18 protein-coding genes are annotated in these 16,099 nt (G+C 65.1%); 8 read left to right on the forward strand and 10 right to left on the reverse strand.

Translation table 11 applies throughout. The features are described 5' to 3' along the window. Positions 1-48 precede the first annotated feature (48 nt). The 5 genes from HJG53_RS13560 to eno all read right to left on the reverse strand — a co-directional run bounded on the left by HJG53_RS13560 (position 49) and on the right by eno (position 4,641). Positions 49-1,455, reverse strand: coding sequence for a pyruvate dehydrogenase complex E1 component subunit beta (locus tag HJG53_RS13560; RefSeq protein ID WP_171131433.1), 1,407 nt, complete (start codon positions 1,453-1,455; stop codon positions 49-51). Further along, entirely contained in the window at positions 1,455-2,402 is a 948-nt protein-coding gene (gene pdhA / locus HJG53_RS13565; protein ID WP_254447783.1) for a pyruvate dehydrogenase (acetyl-transferring) E1 component subunit alpha, read from the reverse strand. The genes HJG53_RS13560 and pdhA overlap by 1 nt, the downstream gene beginning before the upstream one ends. A gap of 180 nt (positions 2,403-2,582) precedes the next feature. Then, entirely contained in the window at positions 2,583-2,963 is a 381-nt protein-coding gene (locus HJG53_RS13570) for a VOC family protein (protein ID WP_171131434.1), read from the reverse strand. 30 nt (positions 2,964-2,993) lie between these two features. Continuing rightward, the gene (locus HJG53_RS13575) at positions 2,994-3,305 is read right to left on the reverse strand and encodes a septum formation initiator family protein (RefSeq protein ID WP_368039584.1); all 312 of its coding nucleotides are present in this window, start codon (positions 3,303-3,305) and stop codon (positions 2,994-2,996) included. Between the two features lie 49 nt (positions 3,306-3,354). After that, positions 3,355-4,641 (reverse strand): phosphopyruvate hydratase, encoded by a 1,287-nt coding sequence (gene eno, locus HJG53_RS13580; protein WP_171131438.1) that lies wholly within the window; start codon positions 4,639-4,641, stop codon positions 3,355-3,357. Positions 4,642-4,787: 146 nt separating this feature from the next. Between eno and HJG53_RS13585 the strand changes: the two genes are divergently transcribed. The 5 genes from HJG53_RS13585 to HJG53_RS13605 are packed head-to-tail and all read left to right on the forward strand — an operon-like array spanning position 4,788 to position 6,762. Continuing rightward, complete coding sequence (locus HJG53_RS13585) at positions 4,788-5,369, forward strand: hypothetical protein (RefSeq protein ID WP_171131440.1); 582 nt, start codon at positions 4,788-4,790, stop codon at positions 5,367-5,369. Positions 5,370-5,377: 8 nt separating this feature from the next. Beyond that, positions 5,378-5,698 carry a phage holin family protein gene (locus tag HJG53_RS13590; protein ID WP_171131442.1) on the forward strand — a complete coding sequence of 107 codons (321 nt, stop codon included), beginning with the start codon at positions 5,378-5,380 and terminating at the stop codon, positions 5,696-5,698. After that, positions 5,695-6,084 carry a DUF3618 domain-containing protein gene (locus tag HJG53_RS13595; protein ID WP_171131445.1) on the forward strand — a complete coding sequence of 130 codons (390 nt, stop codon included), beginning with the start codon at positions 5,695-5,697 and terminating at the stop codon, positions 6,082-6,084. Before HJG53_RS13590 ends, HJG53_RS13595 begins: the two co-directional genes overlap by 4 nt. 2 nt (positions 6,085-6,086) lie before the next feature. Next, positions 6,087-6,497 carry a hypothetical protein gene (locus HJG53_RS13600; protein ID WP_171131447.1) on the forward strand — a complete coding sequence of 137 codons (411 nt, stop codon included), beginning with the start codon at positions 6,087-6,089 and terminating at the stop codon, positions 6,495-6,497. Positions 6,498-6,537: 40 nt separating this feature from the next. Then, positions 6,538-6,762 (forward strand): DUF4170 domain-containing protein, encoded by a 225-nt coding sequence (locus HJG53_RS13605; RefSeq protein ID WP_171131449.1) that lies wholly within the window; start codon positions 6,538-6,540, stop codon positions 6,760-6,762. A gap of 12 nt (positions 6,763-6,774) precedes the next feature. Here HJG53_RS13605 and HJG53_RS13610 read toward each other — a convergent pair whose 3' ends face one another. The 5 genes from HJG53_RS13610 to carA all read right to left on the reverse strand — a co-directional run bounded on the left by HJG53_RS13610 (position 6,775) and on the right by carA (position 13,165). Beyond that, the gene (locus tag HJG53_RS13610; RefSeq protein WP_171131451.1) at positions 6,775-7,404 is read right to left on the reverse strand and encodes a rhomboid family intramembrane serine protease; all 630 of its coding nucleotides are present in this window, start codon (positions 7,402-7,404) and stop codon (positions 6,775-6,777) included. A gap of 13 nt (positions 7,405-7,417) precedes the next feature. After that, complete coding sequence (gene greA, locus HJG53_RS13615) at positions 7,418-7,894, reverse strand: transcription elongation factor GreA (RefSeq protein WP_171131452.1); 477 nt, start codon at positions 7,892-7,894, stop codon at positions 7,418-7,420. 78 nt (positions 7,895-7,972) lie between these two features. Then, positions 7,973-11,308 (reverse strand): carbamoyl-phosphate synthase large subunit, encoded by a 3,336-nt coding sequence (gene carB / locus HJG53_RS13620; RefSeq protein ID WP_171131461.1) that lies wholly within the window; start codon positions 11,306-11,308, stop codon positions 7,973-7,975. A 7-nt stretch (positions 11,309-11,315) separates the two neighbouring features. Beyond that, on the reverse strand, positions 11,316-11,906 hold the full coding sequence (locus HJG53_RS13625) for a hypothetical protein (RefSeq protein ID WP_171131463.1): 591 nt from the start codon (positions 11,904-11,906) through the stop codon (positions 11,316-11,318). Continuing rightward, positions 11,903-13,165: a glutamine-hydrolyzing carbamoyl-phosphate synthase small subunit gene (carA, locus tag HJG53_RS13630; protein WP_171131472.1), complete on the reverse strand. Its 1,263-nt coding sequence runs from the start codon at positions 13,163-13,165 to the stop codon at positions 11,903-11,905. Before carA ends, HJG53_RS13625 begins: the two co-directional genes overlap by 4 nt. A gap of 96 nt (positions 13,166-13,261) precedes the next feature. Here carA and HJG53_RS13635 point away from each other — a divergent pair, with 96 nt between their 5' ends. From HJG53_RS13635 to dnaG, 3 genes are all read left to right on the forward strand, one after another. Then, positions 13,262-13,714 carry a GatB/YqeY domain-containing protein gene (locus HJG53_RS13635; RefSeq protein ID WP_171131474.1) on the forward strand — a complete coding sequence of 151 codons (453 nt, stop codon included), beginning with the start codon at positions 13,262-13,264 and terminating at the stop codon, positions 13,712-13,714. A 121-nt stretch (positions 13,715-13,835) separates the two neighbouring features. Further along, positions 13,836-14,240 carry a GIY-YIG nuclease family protein gene (locus tag HJG53_RS13640; RefSeq protein ID WP_171131476.1) on the forward strand — a complete coding sequence of 135 codons (405 nt, stop codon included), beginning with the start codon at positions 13,836-13,838 and terminating at the stop codon, positions 14,238-14,240. Then, positions 14,237-16,087 carry a DNA primase gene (gene dnaG / locus HJG53_RS13645; RefSeq protein WP_171131478.1) on the forward strand — a complete coding sequence of 617 codons (1,851 nt, stop codon included), beginning with the start codon at positions 14,237-14,239 and terminating at the stop codon, positions 16,085-16,087. Before HJG53_RS13640 ends, dnaG begins: the two co-directional genes overlap by 4 nt. Positions 16,088-16,099 lie beyond the last annotated feature (12 nt).

Raw genomic sequence — 16,099 nt, forward strand, 5'->3', positions numbered from 1 at the left:
TCGCTTACGATTGTTTGTCCGGCATGGTTAACCGGACACTACCGACCTTCAGCGATAACAGACCTTCTTCGCCGCGGCGACGACGCGTCCGGCGTCGACCAGCGCCGCCTTTTCGAGATTGGCGGCATAGGGCAGCGGCACATCCTCGTTGGTCACGCGGAGCAGCGGCGCGTCCAGATCGTCGAAGCCCTGCTCCATCACCACCGCCGCCAGCTCGGATGCGATCGAGCAGACGGGCCAGCCTTCCTCCACCACCACGATCCGGTTGGTCTTGGCGAGGCTCTGCAGCACGGTCCGCGTATCGAGCGGACGGAGCGTGCGCAGGTCGATCACCTCAGCGTCGATGCCCTCGCCGGCCAGCTGCTCGGCCGCCTCCAGCGCGAGGCCGACGCCGATCGAATAGCTGACCAAAGTCACGTCCTTGCCGGGCCGCATGATCCGGGCCTTGCCAATCGGCAGGACATAGTCGTCGAGCTTCGGGACATCGAAGCTGCGGCCGTAAAGCAGCTCATTCTCGAGGAACACGACCGGATCGTCGCTGCGGATCGCCGCCTTGAGCAGGCCCTTGGCGTCCGCGGCGTCATAGGGCGAGATCACGACCAGCCCTGGGACGCTGGCGTACCAGGGACCATAATTCTGGCTATGCTGGGCGGCGACCCGCGACGCGGCGCCATTCGGCCCGCGGAACACGATCGGGCAGCGCATCTGGCCACCCGACATATAATTGGTCTTGGCGGCCGAGTTGATGACGTGGTCGATCGCCTGCATGGCGAAGTTGAAGGTCATGAACTCGACGATCGGCTTGAGGCCGCCCATGGCCGCCCCGGTGCCGACGCCGGCAAAGCCATATTCCGTGATCGGCGTGTCGATCACGCGCTTCGGGCCGAATTCGTCGAGCAGCCCCTGCGTGACCTTGTACGCGCCCTGATACTCGGCGACTTCCTCGCCCATCACGAAGATGCGGTCGTCTTTGCGCATCTCTTCGGCCATCGCGTCGCGCAGCGCCTCGCGGACGGTCGTGCGCACCATCTCGGTGCCGGCAGGCACTTCCGGGTCGGCATCGTGCGAGGCCGCTTCGAACAGCTTGCGCGCGCCGGTCTCGACCTTTTCCTGCTTGGGCGTGGGCTCCTCGCCCTGCCCTTCGCCGGCCGGCGCGCCGGGAGCGTTCTGCGGCTCCGGGCTTGCGGCTGGCGATGCGCTCTCGGCGCTTTCACCCTCGCCAGCCAGCCGCGCGATCACCGTCCCGACCTTCACATTGTCGGTGCCTTCAGCGACGAGGATCTCGGCGACCGTGCCCTCGTCGACCGCCTCGAACTCCATTGTCGCCTTGTCGGTCTCGATCTCGGCGAGGATATCGCCCGACTTCACCGCGTCGCCGACCTTCACCAGCCATTTGGCCAGCGTGCCTTCCTCCATCGTCGGCGACAGCGCCGGCATCTTCAGTTCGATCGCCATCAGTAGGATTCCACCAGCACGTCGGTATGGAGTTCGGACAGGTTCGGCTCGGGCGAGGTCTCGGCGAAGTCGGCTGCCTCCGCGACGATGCGGCGGATTTCCTTGTCGAGATCCTTCAACTGCGCCTCGCTGACACCCAGCTGCTCCAGCTCACGTGCGGCATGGTCGATCGCGTCGGACTTTTCGCGCACGGCCTGGACTTCGTCGCGGCTGCGGTATTTCGCCGGATCGGACATGGAGTGGCCGCGATAGCGATAGGTCTTCATCTCGAGGATGATCGGGCCCTTGCCGCTGCGCACCCATTCGGATGCCGTCTCGGCCGCGCCACGGCAGGCGAGCACGTCCATGCCGTCGACCTGGATACCCGGAATGCGGAAGCTCTCACCGCGGCGATAAAGCTGGTCCTCGGCCGACGAGCGGTTCACCGACGTGCCCATCGCGTACTGGTTATTCTCGATCACGAAGATGATCGGCAGCTTCCAGAGCTCCGCCATGTTGAAGCTCTCATAGACCTGGCCCTGATTGGCGGCGCCATCGCCGAAATAGGCCATGCAGAGGCCGCCGTCCTCGGCATATTTGTGCTTGAAGGCGAGGCCCGTGCCGAGGCTCACCTGTGCGCCGACGATGCCGTGCCCGCCATAGAAGCGGTGCTCGACCGAGAACATGTGCATCGAGCCGCCCTTGCCGCGGCTGATGCCGGCTTCGCGCCCGGTCAGCTCGGCCATGATCACTTTCGGATCGATGCCATAAGCGAGCATATGGCCGTGGTCGCGATAGCCGGTAATGACGCTGTCGAGGCCGGGTTTCAGCGCCGACTGGAGCCCGACCGCAACTGCCTCCTGGCCGATATAGAGGTGGCAGAAGCCCCCGATCAGGCCGAGACCATAGAGCTGCCCCGCCTTTTCCTCGAACCGCCGGATCAGCAGCATCTGGCGGTAGAGCTCCATCAGCTCTTCCTTGGACGCCTGGTAGCGCTGGGGTTCGGGCGGACGTTCGCGATTGGGCGTGGCGGGCGGCGCGGTGGGCTTAGCGGCTCGAGCCAAGGGATTGTTCCTTCTTGGGTGAGGATTGCGCCCGCCTATAGGCGCGGACTCGTCAGGTCCGCAACACGCGGCGGCGGTAGCGGTTCAGTGCTCGGCGATGCTGAGCACGTTGCCGAAGGGATCGCTGAAGAAGGCGACCTTGGCGCGGCCGTCCGGTGCGGTCCAGATGCCGAGTTCGTCCTGGCCCAAGCCTTCATAGATGGTGAAGCTGATGCCTTTATCCTTGAGCGCGATCGCGGTGGCGCGGATGTCCGCCACGTCCCAGCCTAGCACCGGATGCTCGATCGGCTTAAAGTCGAGCATCGGCGTGAGACGCAACATGGTGCCGTTCGGGAATGCGTAGAAGTCGCCGAATTCGTCGGTGCTGCGATGTTGCACGCCAAGCACGCCTTCATAGAAGGCCCGCCCCTCTTCCCGACTGGTGACGCTGACGAAGGCGACCGGCACGGCGCTGTTCAAGGTCATGAGACTCACCCCTGTTGGTGAGCCGGGAGGCTATTGCGCGGCCTGGTCCCCGTCCATCGGGATAATGATCTCGTCGGGGTGGCTATAGCCGAGACGCTTGCGGATCAATTCGTCGGCGAGATCGGGGTTGGCCCTTCGCGGGTCGAGCAGGGCGACGCGGTTCTGAACGACGCGCTTCTGCGCCTCCAGCCTCGCGAGCTCGACCTGCTTGCGGACCAGTTCCTGCCGATAATCACCCCAGGCGAGTACGCCGTTCGGCCCGACCAGCGCATAGCCACCGAAAAAGCCGATGATCATCAGGGCGATGGCCGGTCCGGCCGCTGCCCTGACAAGCTCACCCAATGATCGTGTCCGCGCCATATCTCCCTTGAATCACAAGGGAGTCGCGCGATCAACCCGCTTTGTTCGCGAAGATCGCCTTACCCCCATATTTTGCCTGCGAACCCAGCTGTTCCTCGATCCGGATCAGCTGGTTGTATTTGGCGAGCCGGTCGGAACGTGCGAGGCTGCCGGTCTTGATCTGTCCGCAATTGGTCGCGACCGCGAGATCGGCAATTGTCGCATCCTCGGTCTCGCCCGAACGGTGGGACATAACGGCTGTGTAGCTCGCCCGCTGGGCGGTCGAGACCGCTTCCAGGGTTTCGGTCAGCGTGCCGATCTGGTTGACCTTGACGAGCAGCGAGTTGGCGAGGCCTTGTACGATGCCGTCAGCGAGCCGCTTGGGATTGGTGACGAACAGGTCGTCGCCGACCAGCTGCACCTTGGCCCCAAGCCGCTCCGTCAGCGCCTTCCAGCCGGCATAATCGTCTTCGGCCATGCCGTCTTCGATCGAGCGGATCGGATAGCGGCCGCACAGCTCCGCCAGGTAGTCGACCATCTGGTCGGAGGAGAGCGTACGCCCCTCGCCCTCCAGCGCATATTGGCCATTCTTGTAGAACTCGGTCGCCGCGCAATCGAGCGCGAGCACCACGTCCTCGCCCGGCTTGTAGCCCGCCTGCTCGATCGACCGCATGATGAAGTCGAGCGCGTCGGCGGGCGAGGCAAGGTTGGGCGCGAAGCCGCCCTCGTCGCCAACCGCGGTTGCCAGACCCTGATCGTGCAGGTTCTTTTTCAGGGTGTGGAAAATCTCAGCGCCCCAGCGCACCCCCTCGGCCAGGCTCTCGGCGCCGACCGGCATCACCATGAATTCCTGGAAGTCGATCGGATTATCGGCATGGGCGCCGCCATTGACGATATTCATCATGGGCACCGGCAGCAGATGCGCGGCCACTCCGCCGACATAGCGGTAAAGTGGCAGACCGCTCGCCTCCGCCGCGGCCTTGGCCACCGCCAGGCTGACGCCAAGGATCGCATTGGCCCCGAGCCGCGACTTGTTCTCCGTGCCATCGAGCGCGATCATCTGCGCGTCGAGTTCCGCCTGATCCTCCGCATCGAGGCCAAGGACGGTCTCCGCAATCTCGCCATTGACCGCGCGCACCGCCTGCTCGACGCCCTTGCCGAGCCAGCGCGCCTTGTCGCCATCGCGCTTCTCGACGGCCTCGAACGCTCCCGTCGACGCTCCCGATGGCACTGCGGCGCGGCCGAAGCTGCCATCCTCCAGCTCGACATCCACTTCCACCGTCGGATTGCCGCGGCTGTCGAGAATCTGACGGGCATGAATGTCGATGATTGCGGTCACGTAACGGTCTTCCTACATCGTTTCGGGATTGGGGCCGCCCCTATCGGTGCCGGTGCCGGAAGGCAATCGGCGGACCCGAAGCGAGTGGAACCGCGTCGGCAGAGCGATTGTTCTGGCGACGAAGATTTTGTCGAAAGGGATGCGCGATGACCGATGTAAGCCAGGCGAATGACGGCGCCACGACGCAGGGCGGCGACACCACGGCCGACAAGTTCAAGAGCCAATTCGCAAGCTTCAAGAGCCAGGCGACCGACAAGGCCCGAGACTATGCCGGCCAGGGCGTCGAGCGTGCCACCGGGGCGCTCGACGAGGCAGCGAAGTTCCTCGAGGATACGGCGCGCACGGTCGAAGAAAAGCTGGGGCCACAATATGGCCGCTACGGCTTCTCCGCGGCGGAGAGCGTATCGGGCTTTGCCGAGCAGCTGCGCGGCAAGGATGTCGAGGAGCTGGTCGACGACGTCCGCTCCTTCGTGCGCAAGAGCCCGGCGGTAGCGATCGGTGCCGCCGTCGGCCTCGGTTTCGTGCTCGCGCGGCTGGCGAAGGCCGGCGCAGGCTATGAGAGCGGTTCGGCCTCGTTCGGCAACACGGGCGGCAGCACCGGCGCGGCCACGCGCGGCTCGGCGCTTGGAGATACAGCCACCGGGACGACTGGCGGTCCGGTCGGCGCTCCGGCGACGACGCAGGCGGCCAATCAGGATACGCCCGTCACCCCGACGTTCCCGGCCTGAGGCGAGCCATGAACGGCGACGTGCCGATCGGGCAATTGTTCAGCCAGCTGGTCGACGACGGCAAACGCTATGCGCGCGCCGAAGTCGACTTCTACAAGGCGAAGGCTGCCGACAAGGCGGAGCCGGTCAAGAAGGCGGCGATCTTCGGCGGCGTGGCGGTGACGCTCGCGCTGTCGGCCGTCACGGCACTGCTCGTCGGGCTGATCCTCGCGCTGGAAACGCTGGTCGGGCCGCTCGCCGCGACGCTGATCGTGGTCTTTGCGACACTGGCCATCGCCGGGCTGCTCGGCTGGATGGCGTATAAGCAGGTCGCGGAGGCGAAACGATGAGCAAGGCCGATCTCCGCGCCAAGGAAGCCGAAGCCACCGCCGCCCGCGACAAGTTCATGGCGACGTTGCACGAGCTGCAGCATCGCCTGCATCCGAAGACGATCGCGAACGACGTGAAGGAAAAGGCGAAGGAGAAGGCGGATGGCGCCGTTTCCGCCGCCAAGGATGGCATGACGCAGGCGGCGACCCACCCATCGACCGTCGCGGCGATCACCATCCCGATCGCCGTCTATTTCTTCCGCAAGCCGATCGCGCGCGGGCTGAAGGCGCTGTTTGGCAGCAAAGCGGAAGCGCCGGCGTTGCAGCCCTATGAAGCGGCGCGCCACCCGGCGCCGCTGCCCACCGAAACGATGCGCACCAAGACACCCGCAGAACAAGGAGCATGAGCATGGCAAGTAACAGCAACGAGACCACGGGACAGAGCCGCGCCGGCAGCGCCTTGAGCAGCGTTAAGGGACGTGCCGCGGGCGCGGGCGATCGTCTGAGCGGCACGGTCGACAGCGCGCCGCTGGCCGCCGTGGCCGCCGGTGTCGCGATCGGCGCGCTGGCAGGCGCCCTGCTGCCCCGCACCGAGCGCGAGACGGAAGTGCTGGGCCCGATCGGCAGCAAGATCGGCCAGGCCGCGGCGGATGCCGCCAAGGCCGCGCGCGACGCCGGCAAGCAGGAGCTGGGCATCCTCGCCGAGAACAAGTCGCCGATGGAAATGATGGTCGAAAAGGCCGTCGACGCGGTCAGCAAGGCAGGCTCCGCGGCTGGCTCGGCGGCAGCGTCCACCGTCACCGGCAAGCAGGACGCGTGATCCTTGCCGTAGCGGCGCGGCGGCATTAGGGCCGCCGCCCATGAGCAAAATGCACCTGGTATTCGGAGGCCGCGTGAAAGATCCGCGCGGCCTCGATTTCGTCGACCTCAACAATATCGACGTGGTCGGTATTTTCCCCGACTTTAAAGCGGCCGAGGCCGCCTGGCGCGGCGCCGCCCAGCGCACCGTCGACGATGCCGAGATGAAATATGTCGTCGTGCACCTGCACCGGCTGCTGGAGCCGGAGCTGCCTGCTTCCTCATAAGTCCCGGTAGGACTAAGCCTTCCGATACCGCCACAGCAGCAGCGGCCGTGCAAGCGCCAGGCCGACGATGAACCCGCCGATATGGGCGAAGATCGCCACTTGGCCGCCGCCGAACGCCGCTAGGCCGATCAGCGACTGGACGAAGATCCAGGCCGAAGCGAGCCAGATGATCCGCACCGCATAGCCGGAGAGCGGACCAAAGCCCTTGGTGCGATCGCGACCGAAGAATACGGCATAGGCGCCGAACGTCGCTGAAATGGCGCCGCTCGCCCCCACCATCGGCACGGTCTGCAGCGGGTCGATCGCCCAGTGCAGCAGCGCGGCCGCATAGGCGCCGGCCACATAGAGGAAGGCGCTCGCAGGTCCGCCGATCACGCTTTCGGTGAAGCGGCCGATGAACAGGAACATCACCATGTTGAAGGCGATGTGCATCAGCCCGGCATGCAGCAAGGTCGCCGAAAGCGGCGTCAGCCAGACCGGCAGCGCACCGGGCACGTTCAGAAGGCCGCTCACCCGCGCCGGAATGAAGCCGCCATAGAGGCTCGCGACCGGACCCCAGCCGGCGATCGTCACCAGCAGGAATGCCGCGACCGTCGCAATGGTGATGCCTTGGGTGACCTTGCCGGGAGGGAGCTCAACCATTCCGGCCGTTCGCTCAGACGAACTCGATCTTGTCGACGAGATAATAGCGGTCGCCCGAGGGCACCGTCACTTCGACCTCGTCGCCGACCTTGCGGCCGATAAGCGCGCGGCCGAGCGGCGAGTTGAAGCTGATCCGCCCCACCTTGGCGTCCGCCTCGGTCTCGCCGACGATCTGATAGCGGATCGGCTTGTCCTCGTCGTCGAGCAGGGTGACGGTCGCGCCGAACACGATCTTGTCGCCCGACAAGTCCTTCGGGTCGATAATCTGGGCGCGGCTCAGCCGGTCCTCGAGCTGGGCAATCGACGCTTCGATCTGGCCCTGGCGCTCCTTGGCAGCGTGATATTCCGCGTTCTCGGAAAGATCGCCATGGGCGCGCGCTTCCTCGATCGCGTCGACGACCTGCGGCCGCTCCTCCTTGAGACGCTTCAGGTCCGCCTGGAGCTTCTCATAGCCCTCCTGCAGCATCGGCATCTTATCGACGGTCGCCATCATGTCCTCTTCGTCAAAACTGCCTCGCCCGGCGGCCCTGTTCAGGACCGCCTCCCACTCGATCTTTATGTCGGGAGGTCAGGCGCGAGGGGCAGAATAGTAGGATTGGAGCGAGCGCACCGCAAGGGGGCGTTCGCGCAAGGCCTTGATCGCCCGCACCGCAGCCGCGCTGGCCGCAGCCGTGGTAAAGTAAGGGATCTTGGCATTGAGCGCGGACGCCCGGATCGATTGCGAGTCCTTGAGGCTCTGCCAGCCCTCGGTCGTGTTGAAGATCAGTGCGACTTCGCCGTCCTTGATCTTGTCGACGATGTGCGGCCGGCCTTCCGCCACCTTGTTGACCTGCTCGACCGCCACGCCCTGGCCGGCAAGGAAGCCGGCCGTGCCGCCGGTCGCGATCACGCGATAGCCGAGGCCGATCAGTTCGCGGACAGGCTCGACGATCGCCGGCTTGTCGCTGTCCTTGACCGACACGAACAGACAGCCCGAGGGTGGCAGCTTGGTCCCTGCCCCGATTTGCGACTTAGCGAATGCGGTGGCGAAATCATCATCGATTCCCATCACTTCGCCCGTGCTCTTCATTTCCGGCGAGAGAATTGGATCGATGCCGGGGAACTTCGCAAAGGGGAACACCGCTTCCTTGACGGCGATGTGCCCGGTCGGCCGGTTGACCGGCGGCAGGTTGGCGATCTTCTCGCCCGCCATCACCCGCGCCGCCATCTTCGCGATCGGCGTGCCGACCGCCTTGGCGACGAAGGGCACGGTGCGGCTGGCGCGCGGATTGACCTCGATCAGGTACACCGCACCATCCTTGACTGCGAACTGGACGTTCATCAGCCCGACGACGCTTAACGCGCGAGCGAGCGCTTCAGTCTGGCGCTCGATCTCGGCGACGATCTCGGCAGGCAGCGAGTAAGGCGGCAGCGAGCAGGCGCTGTCGCCCGAATGCACGCCCGCTTCCTCGATATGCTGCATCACGCCGGTGACGACCACGTCGGTGCCGTCGGCAAGCGCGTCGACATCCACTTCGATCGCGTCGCGCAGATAGCGGTCGATCAGCACCGGCGAGTCGCCGGAGACCTGAACGGCGGTGGCGATATAGGCATCGAGCTGGGCTTCGCCGTCGACGATCTCCATCGCCCGGCCGCCCAGCACGTAGGAGGGACGGATCAGCACCGGATAGCCGATGCGATTGGCGACCGCGATCGCCTCGTCGCGGCTGCGCGCGATGCCGTTGTCCGGCTGCTTCAGCTTAAGCTTGGTGACCAGCTTGGCGAATCGCTCACGGTCCTCGGCCAGGTCGATCGCGTCCGGGCTGGTGCCGAGGATCGGGATGCCGGCTTTTTCGAGTTCATGCGCGAGCTTGAGCGGTGTCTGGCCGCCAAACTGCACGATGACACCCAGTAGCTCGCCCTTCGATTGCTCGACATGCAGGATCTCGAGCACGTCCTCGGAAGTCAGCGGCTCGAAATAGAGGCGGTCCGACGTGTCGTAATCCGTCGACACCGTCTCCGGATTGCAGTTGATCATGATCGTCTCGAAGCCGGCCTCGCGCAGCGCGAAACAGGCGTGGACGCAGCAATAATCGAACTCGATCCCCTGCCCGATCCGGTTCGGCCCGCCACCCAGGATCACGACCTTCTTGCGGTCCGAGGGGTTCGCCTCATTCTCCGGCTCGCCGAAGCTGGGGGCTTCATAGGTCGAGTACATGTACGGCGTCCTCGCCTCGAACTCGGCTGCGCAGGTGTCGATCCGCTTGAACACCGGTCGCACGCCCAGCTTGTGGCGGAGCGCGCGGACATCCTCTTCGGTCGCCCCGCCGGTCATCGCCTTGACCGCCTCGCCGATCAGGCCGGAGCTACGGCCAAACGCACGGCGTGTGCCGGGCTGGAGATTGGCCGAACGCAGCGCCAGCCAGGCTAGCCGCTTATCGGAAAAGCCCATCGCCTTCAGCCGCCGCATGCCGGCGGCGTCGCGGGGCAAGCCACCGGTGCAGACTTCTTCCTCGGCGCGGACGATCTCGGCGAGCCGTTCCAAGAACCAGGGGTCGTATTTCGCCACCGCGTGCACTTCCGCGACGCTCAAGCCCTCGCGTAACGCCTGGGCCGCGACCAGCAGGCGGTCGGGCGTCGGCCGGGCGAGTGCGGCCAGCAGCTCCTCGCGCGGCGCGCCGACCAGCTCGTCCACCACATTGAGGCCGGACAGCCCGGTCTCGAGGCCGCGCAGGGCCTTTTGCAGGCTCTCATGGATGTTGCGGCCGATCGCCATCACCTCGCCGACCGACTTCATCATCGTCGAGAGGTGCGGGTCCGATCCCTTGAACTTCTCGAAGGCGAAGCGCGGGATCTTGGTGACGATATAGTCGATCGTCGGCTCGAAGCTGGCGGGCGTTGCGCCGGTAATGTCGTTGTCGATCTCGTCCAGCGTATAGCCGACCGCCAGCTTCGCCGCGACCTTCGCAATCGGGAAGCCGGTCGCCTTGGACGCCAGTGCCGAGGAGCGCGACACGCGTGGGTTCATCTCGATGACGATCAGCCGTCCGTACTTCGGATTGACTGCGAACTGGACGTTAGAACCGCCTGTTTCGACACCGATTTCGCGCAGGCAAGCGATGCTTGCATTGCGCATGATCTGATATTCCTTGTCGGTCAGCGTCAGCGCCGGCGCGACGGTGATCGAGTCGCCGGTGTGCACCCCCATCGGGTCCACATTCTCGATCGAGCAGACGATGATGGCATTGTCGTTCCGGTCCCGGACGACCTCCATCTCATATTCTTTCCAGCCGAGCAGCGATTCCTCGATCAGCACCTCGGTGGTGGGGCTGGCGTCGAGCCCCTTCTTCACAATCTCCAGGAACTCGTCGCGATTATAGGCGATGCCGCCGCCGGTGCCGCCCAGGGTGAAGCTCGGGCGGATGATCGCGGGGAGGCCGGTCTTCTCCAGCCCTGCGAGCGCCTCCTCGACCGAATGGGCGATGGCCGAACGGGCGGATTCCAGCCCGATCTTATCCATCGCGACGCGAAACTTCTGCCTGTCCTCGGCCTTGTCGATCGCCTCGGCATCCGCGCCGATCATGGTGACGCCGAACTTCTCCAGCGTGCCGTCGCGGAACAGGGCGAGCGCGGTGTTCAGCGCCGTCTGGCCGCCCATGGTCGGCAGGATCGCGTCGGGCCGCTCCTTCTCGATGATCTTGGCGACGATCTCGGGCGTGATCGGCTCGATATAGGTCGCGTCGGCAAACTCCGGATCGGTCATGATCGACGCCGGGTTGGAGTTGACCAGGACGATGCGATAGCCCTCAGCCTTCAGCGCCTTGGCCGCCTGCGTCCCCGAATAATCGAACTCCGCCGCCTGCCCGATGACGATCGGCCCCGCGCCGATGATGAGGATGGAGGAAATGTCGGTGCGTTTGGGCATTATTGGCTCACTCTGGCTGGCTCTGTTGCAGCGCTTGAGCCTCACTTATGTCAGCCAAAACACCCATGCGGCCTAGCTTCCCGAAGTCTCCTCGCTTCAAGCGGAATAGTAAGCTCGTCTGCTCTGCAGACGCGGGAACTTCCGCAAGAATATGCGTTGCAGACCTGTAAAGCGTCACCTTGATAGACAACTTCGAGGCAATCTGTTCGAACCGCACGGCTCCAGCTTGATCAAGTTCGTAGACTTGAGCACTTCGACCACCGAGCAAGGCTTGCTGTGACTTAAACATGGTTGATGATCTGCAGTTCGTACCAGTGCTTGCCATCGGCGGCCCCAGTGACAACCCAGCCTCGTTGAGTGCTCTAATGCGTCCCAATGCTCCGGACCCGAGAAATGCGCTGAACTCGTCGTTTTCAACAGGAGTGTTCGATACCTCTAGCCGAATAGCCGTTACGTTGTCGGTTTCAGAACGCTCCGAAACTATCCGGTACCCCGGAACATTCACTAAACTGCGGGCCTTGTCGGCAGAATTGCTGGACGCGTATACCTCGACCGCAATCGGACAAGGCGGGATCGGCGGAACTTCGGCAGCAATCACACCCTGTGCTCCAGTTGGCCAACAAACTTCTCGAACAGATACATGCTGTCCATCGGCCCGGGGCTGGCCTCCGGGTGATATTGCACGCTGAAGGCGGGGCGGTCGGTGAGTTCGAGGCCGCAATTGGAGTTGTCGAACAGCGAGACATGGGTCTCGCGCGCGTTCGCGGGCAGGCTGTCGCGCTCGACGGCGAAGCCGTGGTTCATGCTGGTGATCTCGACGCGGCCGTCCTCCAGCCGCTTGACCGGGTGATTGGCGCCGCGATGGCCCTGGAACATCTTGGTCGTCTTCGCCCCGATCGCGAGCGCGAGCAGCTGGTGGCCGAGGCAGATGCCGAACAGCGGCTTACCGGTCTCCAGCATCTGCCGGATCACGGGCACGGCATATTGCGCGGTCGCGGCAGGGTCGCCGGGGCCGTTCGAGAGGAAGAAACCATCAGGATTATGGTTCATCACTTCGTCGAAGGTGGCGGTGGCGGGGAGCACGGTGACCTTGGCGCCGGCCTTTACCAGGTTGCGGAAGATGTTGTGTTTGGAGCCGTAATCGATGGCGACGATGTGGGGCTTGGAGCCATCTCCGGACGCACGTTTCTCGACTTCGCTCGAAACGAACGGAGTGGGGTTCGCAGTCTCTTCAACACCGTTCGTTTCGAGCGAAGTCGAGAAACCGTCTGACGAAGAATACCCAAACCCCAGCTTCCAAACCCCGCTTTCCCACAGGTGATGCGCCTCGCACGAAACTTCCCGCGCAAGGTCCATCCCCTCCAGCCCCGGCCAGGCCCGCGCCTTCGCCAGCAGCGCCTCCACATCGAACTGCCCCGAAGCCGAATGCGCGATCACGCCGTTTGGCGCGCCTCCCTCCCGGATGCGCCGCGTCAGCGCGCGCGTGTCCACCCCCGCCAGCCCGATCTTGCCCCGCGCCTTCAGCCAGGCGTCGAAACCCTCGGCCGCACGGAAGTTGGACGGCGCGGTCACGTCCTCGCGCACGATGCAGCCGAGCGCATGGGCGTGGTTCGCCTCCACATCCTCATGGTTGGCGCCGACATTGCCGATGTGCGGGAAAGTGAAGGTGATGATCTGCCCTTCGAAGGACGGATCGGTCATGATTTCCTGATAGCCGGTGATGGCGGTGTGGAAGCACACTTCGCCCACCGCCTCGCCTTCCGCGCCGAAGCCCCGCCCCCAGATCACGTCGCCGGACGCCAGCACCAATACCCCCGTGGCTCCTTCAGGTGCGCGCAAGGGGGTGGCGTCGGCCATGATCGGCAGGCTCCTTCGAGTGGTTCGGCAGCGATGTCGCTAAGGCCTCGCAGCTAGGGACCGTGACGCCCGCGGTCAACCTGCTAGACGGGCAAAATGATTCGAGACGACATCAAATCCGCCCTCGTCACCGCCATGAAGAGCGGCGACAAGGACAGCACCGCCACCATCCGCCTGATCCAGGCGGCGATCAAGAATCGCGACATCGAAGCGCGCACCGGCAAGGCACCCGAGGACGACGACGTGCTCGTCTCCGAAGTGCTGCAGAAAATGGTCAAGCAGCGCCGCGAATCGATCACCATGTACGAACAGGGCAACCGGCCCGAACTCGCCGCCGCCGAAGCGGCGGAAGTCGCGGTGATCGAACGCTTCCTGCCCCGGATGATGGACGAAGCCGAAATGGCCGCCGCCATCGAAGCGATCAAGGCGGAGATCGGGGCGTCGAGCGTCAAGGACATGGGCCGCGTGATGGCCGAACTGAAGACGCGGCACGCGGGCAAGCTGGATATGAGCAAGGCGAGTGCGGCGGTGAAGGGGGCGCTTTCCTGACAACGGCTTCTCGACTTCTCTCGAAGCGAACGGATTTGCGTGGGACCCACCCCTCCCCGTTCATTTCGAGCGAAGTCGAGAAACGCACTCGCCGAATCGACCAGACAGCTTATGAAGCGCCATGGCCTTCTGGTGCTACATGCTGCGTTGCGCCGACAGCCGGTACTACACCGGCCACACCGAGGACCTCGAGGTCAGGCTGGCCCAACATCAGCAGGGCTATTTTCGAGCTTGCTGGACGTACAAGCGGCGACCGGTCGAGCTCGTCTGGTGCGAAGCATTTCCGACGCGTCACGAAGCGTTGGAGGCCGAGCGCGTTGTGGGCGGCTGGTCCAAGCTCAAGAAGGAGGCGCTGATACGGGGCGATTGGACGATGGTCTCGCACCTGGCCCGGCCCCCGCGAGAACGTCATACGCGTTTCTCGACTTCGCTCGAAACGAACGGAGTTGGGGAGGCTGAGGGCACCGATTGCTTCGAGCGAAGTCGAGAAGCGAGCGACGTCGAGAAGCAGTTCTCCACCCCATGACCCTCGCCCCCGCCTTCCTCGACGAACTCCGCGCGCGCACGCTGCTGTCGGCACTCGTCTCCAAGACGCTGAAGCTCACCCGCAAGGGCCGCGAGTTCGCGGCCTGCTGCCCGTTTCACAATGAGAAGACGCCCAGTTTCTACGTCAATGACGAGAAGGGCTTTTACCATTGCTTCGGCTGCGGCGCACATGGCGATGCGATAAGGTGGATGACGGATCAGCGCGGGCTGCCGTTCATGGAGGCGGTGAAGGAGCTGGCGCAGGCGGCCAATCTCGAGCTGCCTGCCCCCGATGCGCGGGAGGCAGCGCGGGCGGAGCGGGCCAGGTCGCTGCACGACGTCATGGCGGCGGCGGCCGCCTGGTACGAGGAGCAATATGCCGGGCTCGCCGGCGCCGCGGCACGCGTCTATGTCGAAAAGCGCGGCATCTCCGAGCAGACCCGCAAGGCGTTCGGGCTCGGCTATGCGCCCGACGGCAAGAGCGGACTGCGCCGCGCCCTCGCCTCCTTCGGCGACGCGATGCTGGTGGAAGCCGGGCTGCTGATCCAGGTCGAGGACAAGGAACCCTATGACCGGTTCCGCGACCGGCTGATGATCCCGATCCGCGATCCCCGCGGCCGCGTCATCGCGTTCGGCGGGCGGATCATCGGCCAGGGTGAGCCGAAATATCTGAACTCCCCGGACACGCCGCTCTTCGACAAGGGACGCACGCTCTACAATCTCGACCGGGCGGCGCCGGCTGCGCGCAAGGCGAACCGGATGATCGTCGTCGAAGGCTATCTCGACGTGATCGCGCTTGCCCAGGTCGGCATCCAGGAGGCACTCGCGCCGCTCGGCACCGCATTGACCGAGCACCAGATCGAGCGGCTGTGGCGGCAGGTCGATGCGCCTTTGCTCTGCTTCGACGGCGACGCCGCGGGCCAGAAGGCGGCGTTCCGCGCCGCGACTCGCGCCCTGCCCGGCCTCGCGCCCGGCCGCTCCCTTGCTTTCCTGACCCTGCCGCAGGGGCAGGATCCGGACGATCTGGTCCGCGGTGGCGGCGCGGCCGCCTTCGAAGCCTTGGCCGCCGCACCCGAGCCGCTGGTCGACCGGCTTTGGAACCATGAGGTGGGGGCCGGCTCCCTTTCCACGCCAGAACAGAAGGCGGGACTGCGCAAGCGCCTGAACGAGCTTGCCGCGTCCATCGCCGACCCGGATGTCCGCCAGCAATATCAGGCCGAGTTTCGCGAGCGGTTCGAGACCAACTTCCTGCAGCGCAAGCGCCCGCCCTACCAGCCCGGTCCTCGCGTGCCTTTCCGCCCTGGTGCGCGCTGGCAACCGCCCCAGCCGGCCTCGTCCGAGGCTAAGGTCGTCGGTGCGACCGGCATCGACCGGGTGCTGGTCAAGGGCGTCGTCTCCGGGCTGCTGCGCTTTCCCGACATGCTCGCCCGCCATGCCGAGGCGCTGCACGCGCTGCAGTTCGGCGATCCGCTGGTCGCGCGGCTGATCGACTCGCTCGTCGATCTGGCGCTGCACGAGCAAGCGCTTGATACCGAGCGACTCGCCACCATATTGCGCGCCGGCGAGTTCGACGCGCTCGCCAGAGACTTGTTGCGTGCCGATTGCCTGCCCTTCTCGTTCACGCGGAAGGATGCAGCACCGGACCGGGCCCGGGCGGATCTGGGCGAGGCCATCCAAGTGATGGTCGAACGGCCGGAACTCGACGCGGCGCTCGCCGCGGCCACGGCGCGGTTGAAGGAGTCGTTCGACGCGACGACTTACGAAGAGCAGCAACGGCTCTTGGAAATGCGGGTCGATATCGATCGGCGGCTTGCAAATCTGTTGCAGGACGACGAAGGCGCAAACTGATTTACGTTCGGG

This window comes from Sphingomonas sp. ID1715 (genome assembly GCF_013044515.1).
Classification (GTDB): Bacteria; Pseudomonadota; Alphaproteobacteria; order Sphingomonadales; family Sphingomonadaceae; genus Sphingomonas_B.

What these genes read in the sequence shown, in the direction of transcription:
- HJG53_RS13560 (WP_171131433.1), bottom strand. Translation starts at nt 1,455, where the DNA reads ATGGCGATCGAACTGAAGATGCCGGCGCTGTCGCCGACGATGGAGGAA.
- pdhA (WP_254447783.1), bottom strand. Translation starts at nt 2,402, where the DNA reads ATGGAGCTCTACCGCCAGATGCTGCTGATCCGGCGGTTCGAGGAAAAG.
- HJG53_RS13570 (WP_171131434.1), bottom strand. Translation starts at nt 2,963, where the DNA reads ATGACCTTGAACAGCGCCGTGCCGGTCGCCTTCGTCAGCGTCACCAGT.
- HJG53_RS13585 (WP_171131440.1), top strand. Translation starts at nt 4,788, where the DNA reads ATGACCGATGTAAGCCAGGCGAATGACGGCGCCACGACGCAGGGCGGC.
- HJG53_RS13590 (WP_171131442.1), top strand. Translation starts at nt 5,378, where the DNA reads ATGAACGGCGACGTGCCGATCGGGCAATTGTTCAGCCAGCTGGTCGAC.
- HJG53_RS13595 (WP_171131445.1), top strand. Translation starts at nt 5,695, where the DNA reads ATGAGCAAGGCCGATCTCCGCGCCAAGGAAGCCGAAGCCACCGCCGCC.
- HJG53_RS13600 (WP_171131447.1), top strand. Translation starts at nt 6,087, where the DNA reads ATGGCAAGTAACAGCAACGAGACCACGGGACAGAGCCGCGCCGGCAGC.
- HJG53_RS13605 (WP_171131449.1), top strand. Translation starts at nt 6,538, where the DNA reads ATGAGCAAAATGCACCTGGTATTCGGAGGCCGCGTGAAAGATCCGCGC.
- HJG53_RS13610 (WP_171131451.1), bottom strand. Translation starts at nt 7,404, where the DNA reads ATGGTTGAGCTCCCTCCCGGCAAGGTCACCCAAGGCATCACCATTGCG.
- greA (WP_171131452.1), bottom strand. Translation starts at nt 7,894, where the DNA reads ATGGCGACCGTCGATAAGATGCCGATGCTGCAGGAGGGCTATGAGAAG.
- carB (WP_171131461.1), bottom strand. Translation starts at nt 11,308, where the DNA reads ATGCCCAAACGCACCGACATTTCCTCCATCCTCATCATCGGCGCGGGG.
- carA (WP_171131472.1), bottom strand. Translation starts at nt 13,165, where the DNA reads ATGGCCGACGCCACCCCCTTGCGCGCACCTGAAGGAGCCACGGGGGTA.
- HJG53_RS13635 (WP_171131474.1), top strand. Translation starts at nt 13,262, where the DNA reads ATGATTCGAGACGACATCAAATCCGCCCTCGTCACCGCCATGAAGAGC.
- HJG53_RS13640 (WP_171131476.1), top strand. Translation starts at nt 13,836, where the DNA reads ATGGCCTTCTGGTGCTACATGCTGCGTTGCGCCGACAGCCGGTACTAC.
- dnaG (WP_171131478.1), top strand. Translation starts at nt 14,237, where the DNA reads ATGACCCTCGCCCCCGCCTTCCTCGACGAACTCCGCGCGCGCACGCTG.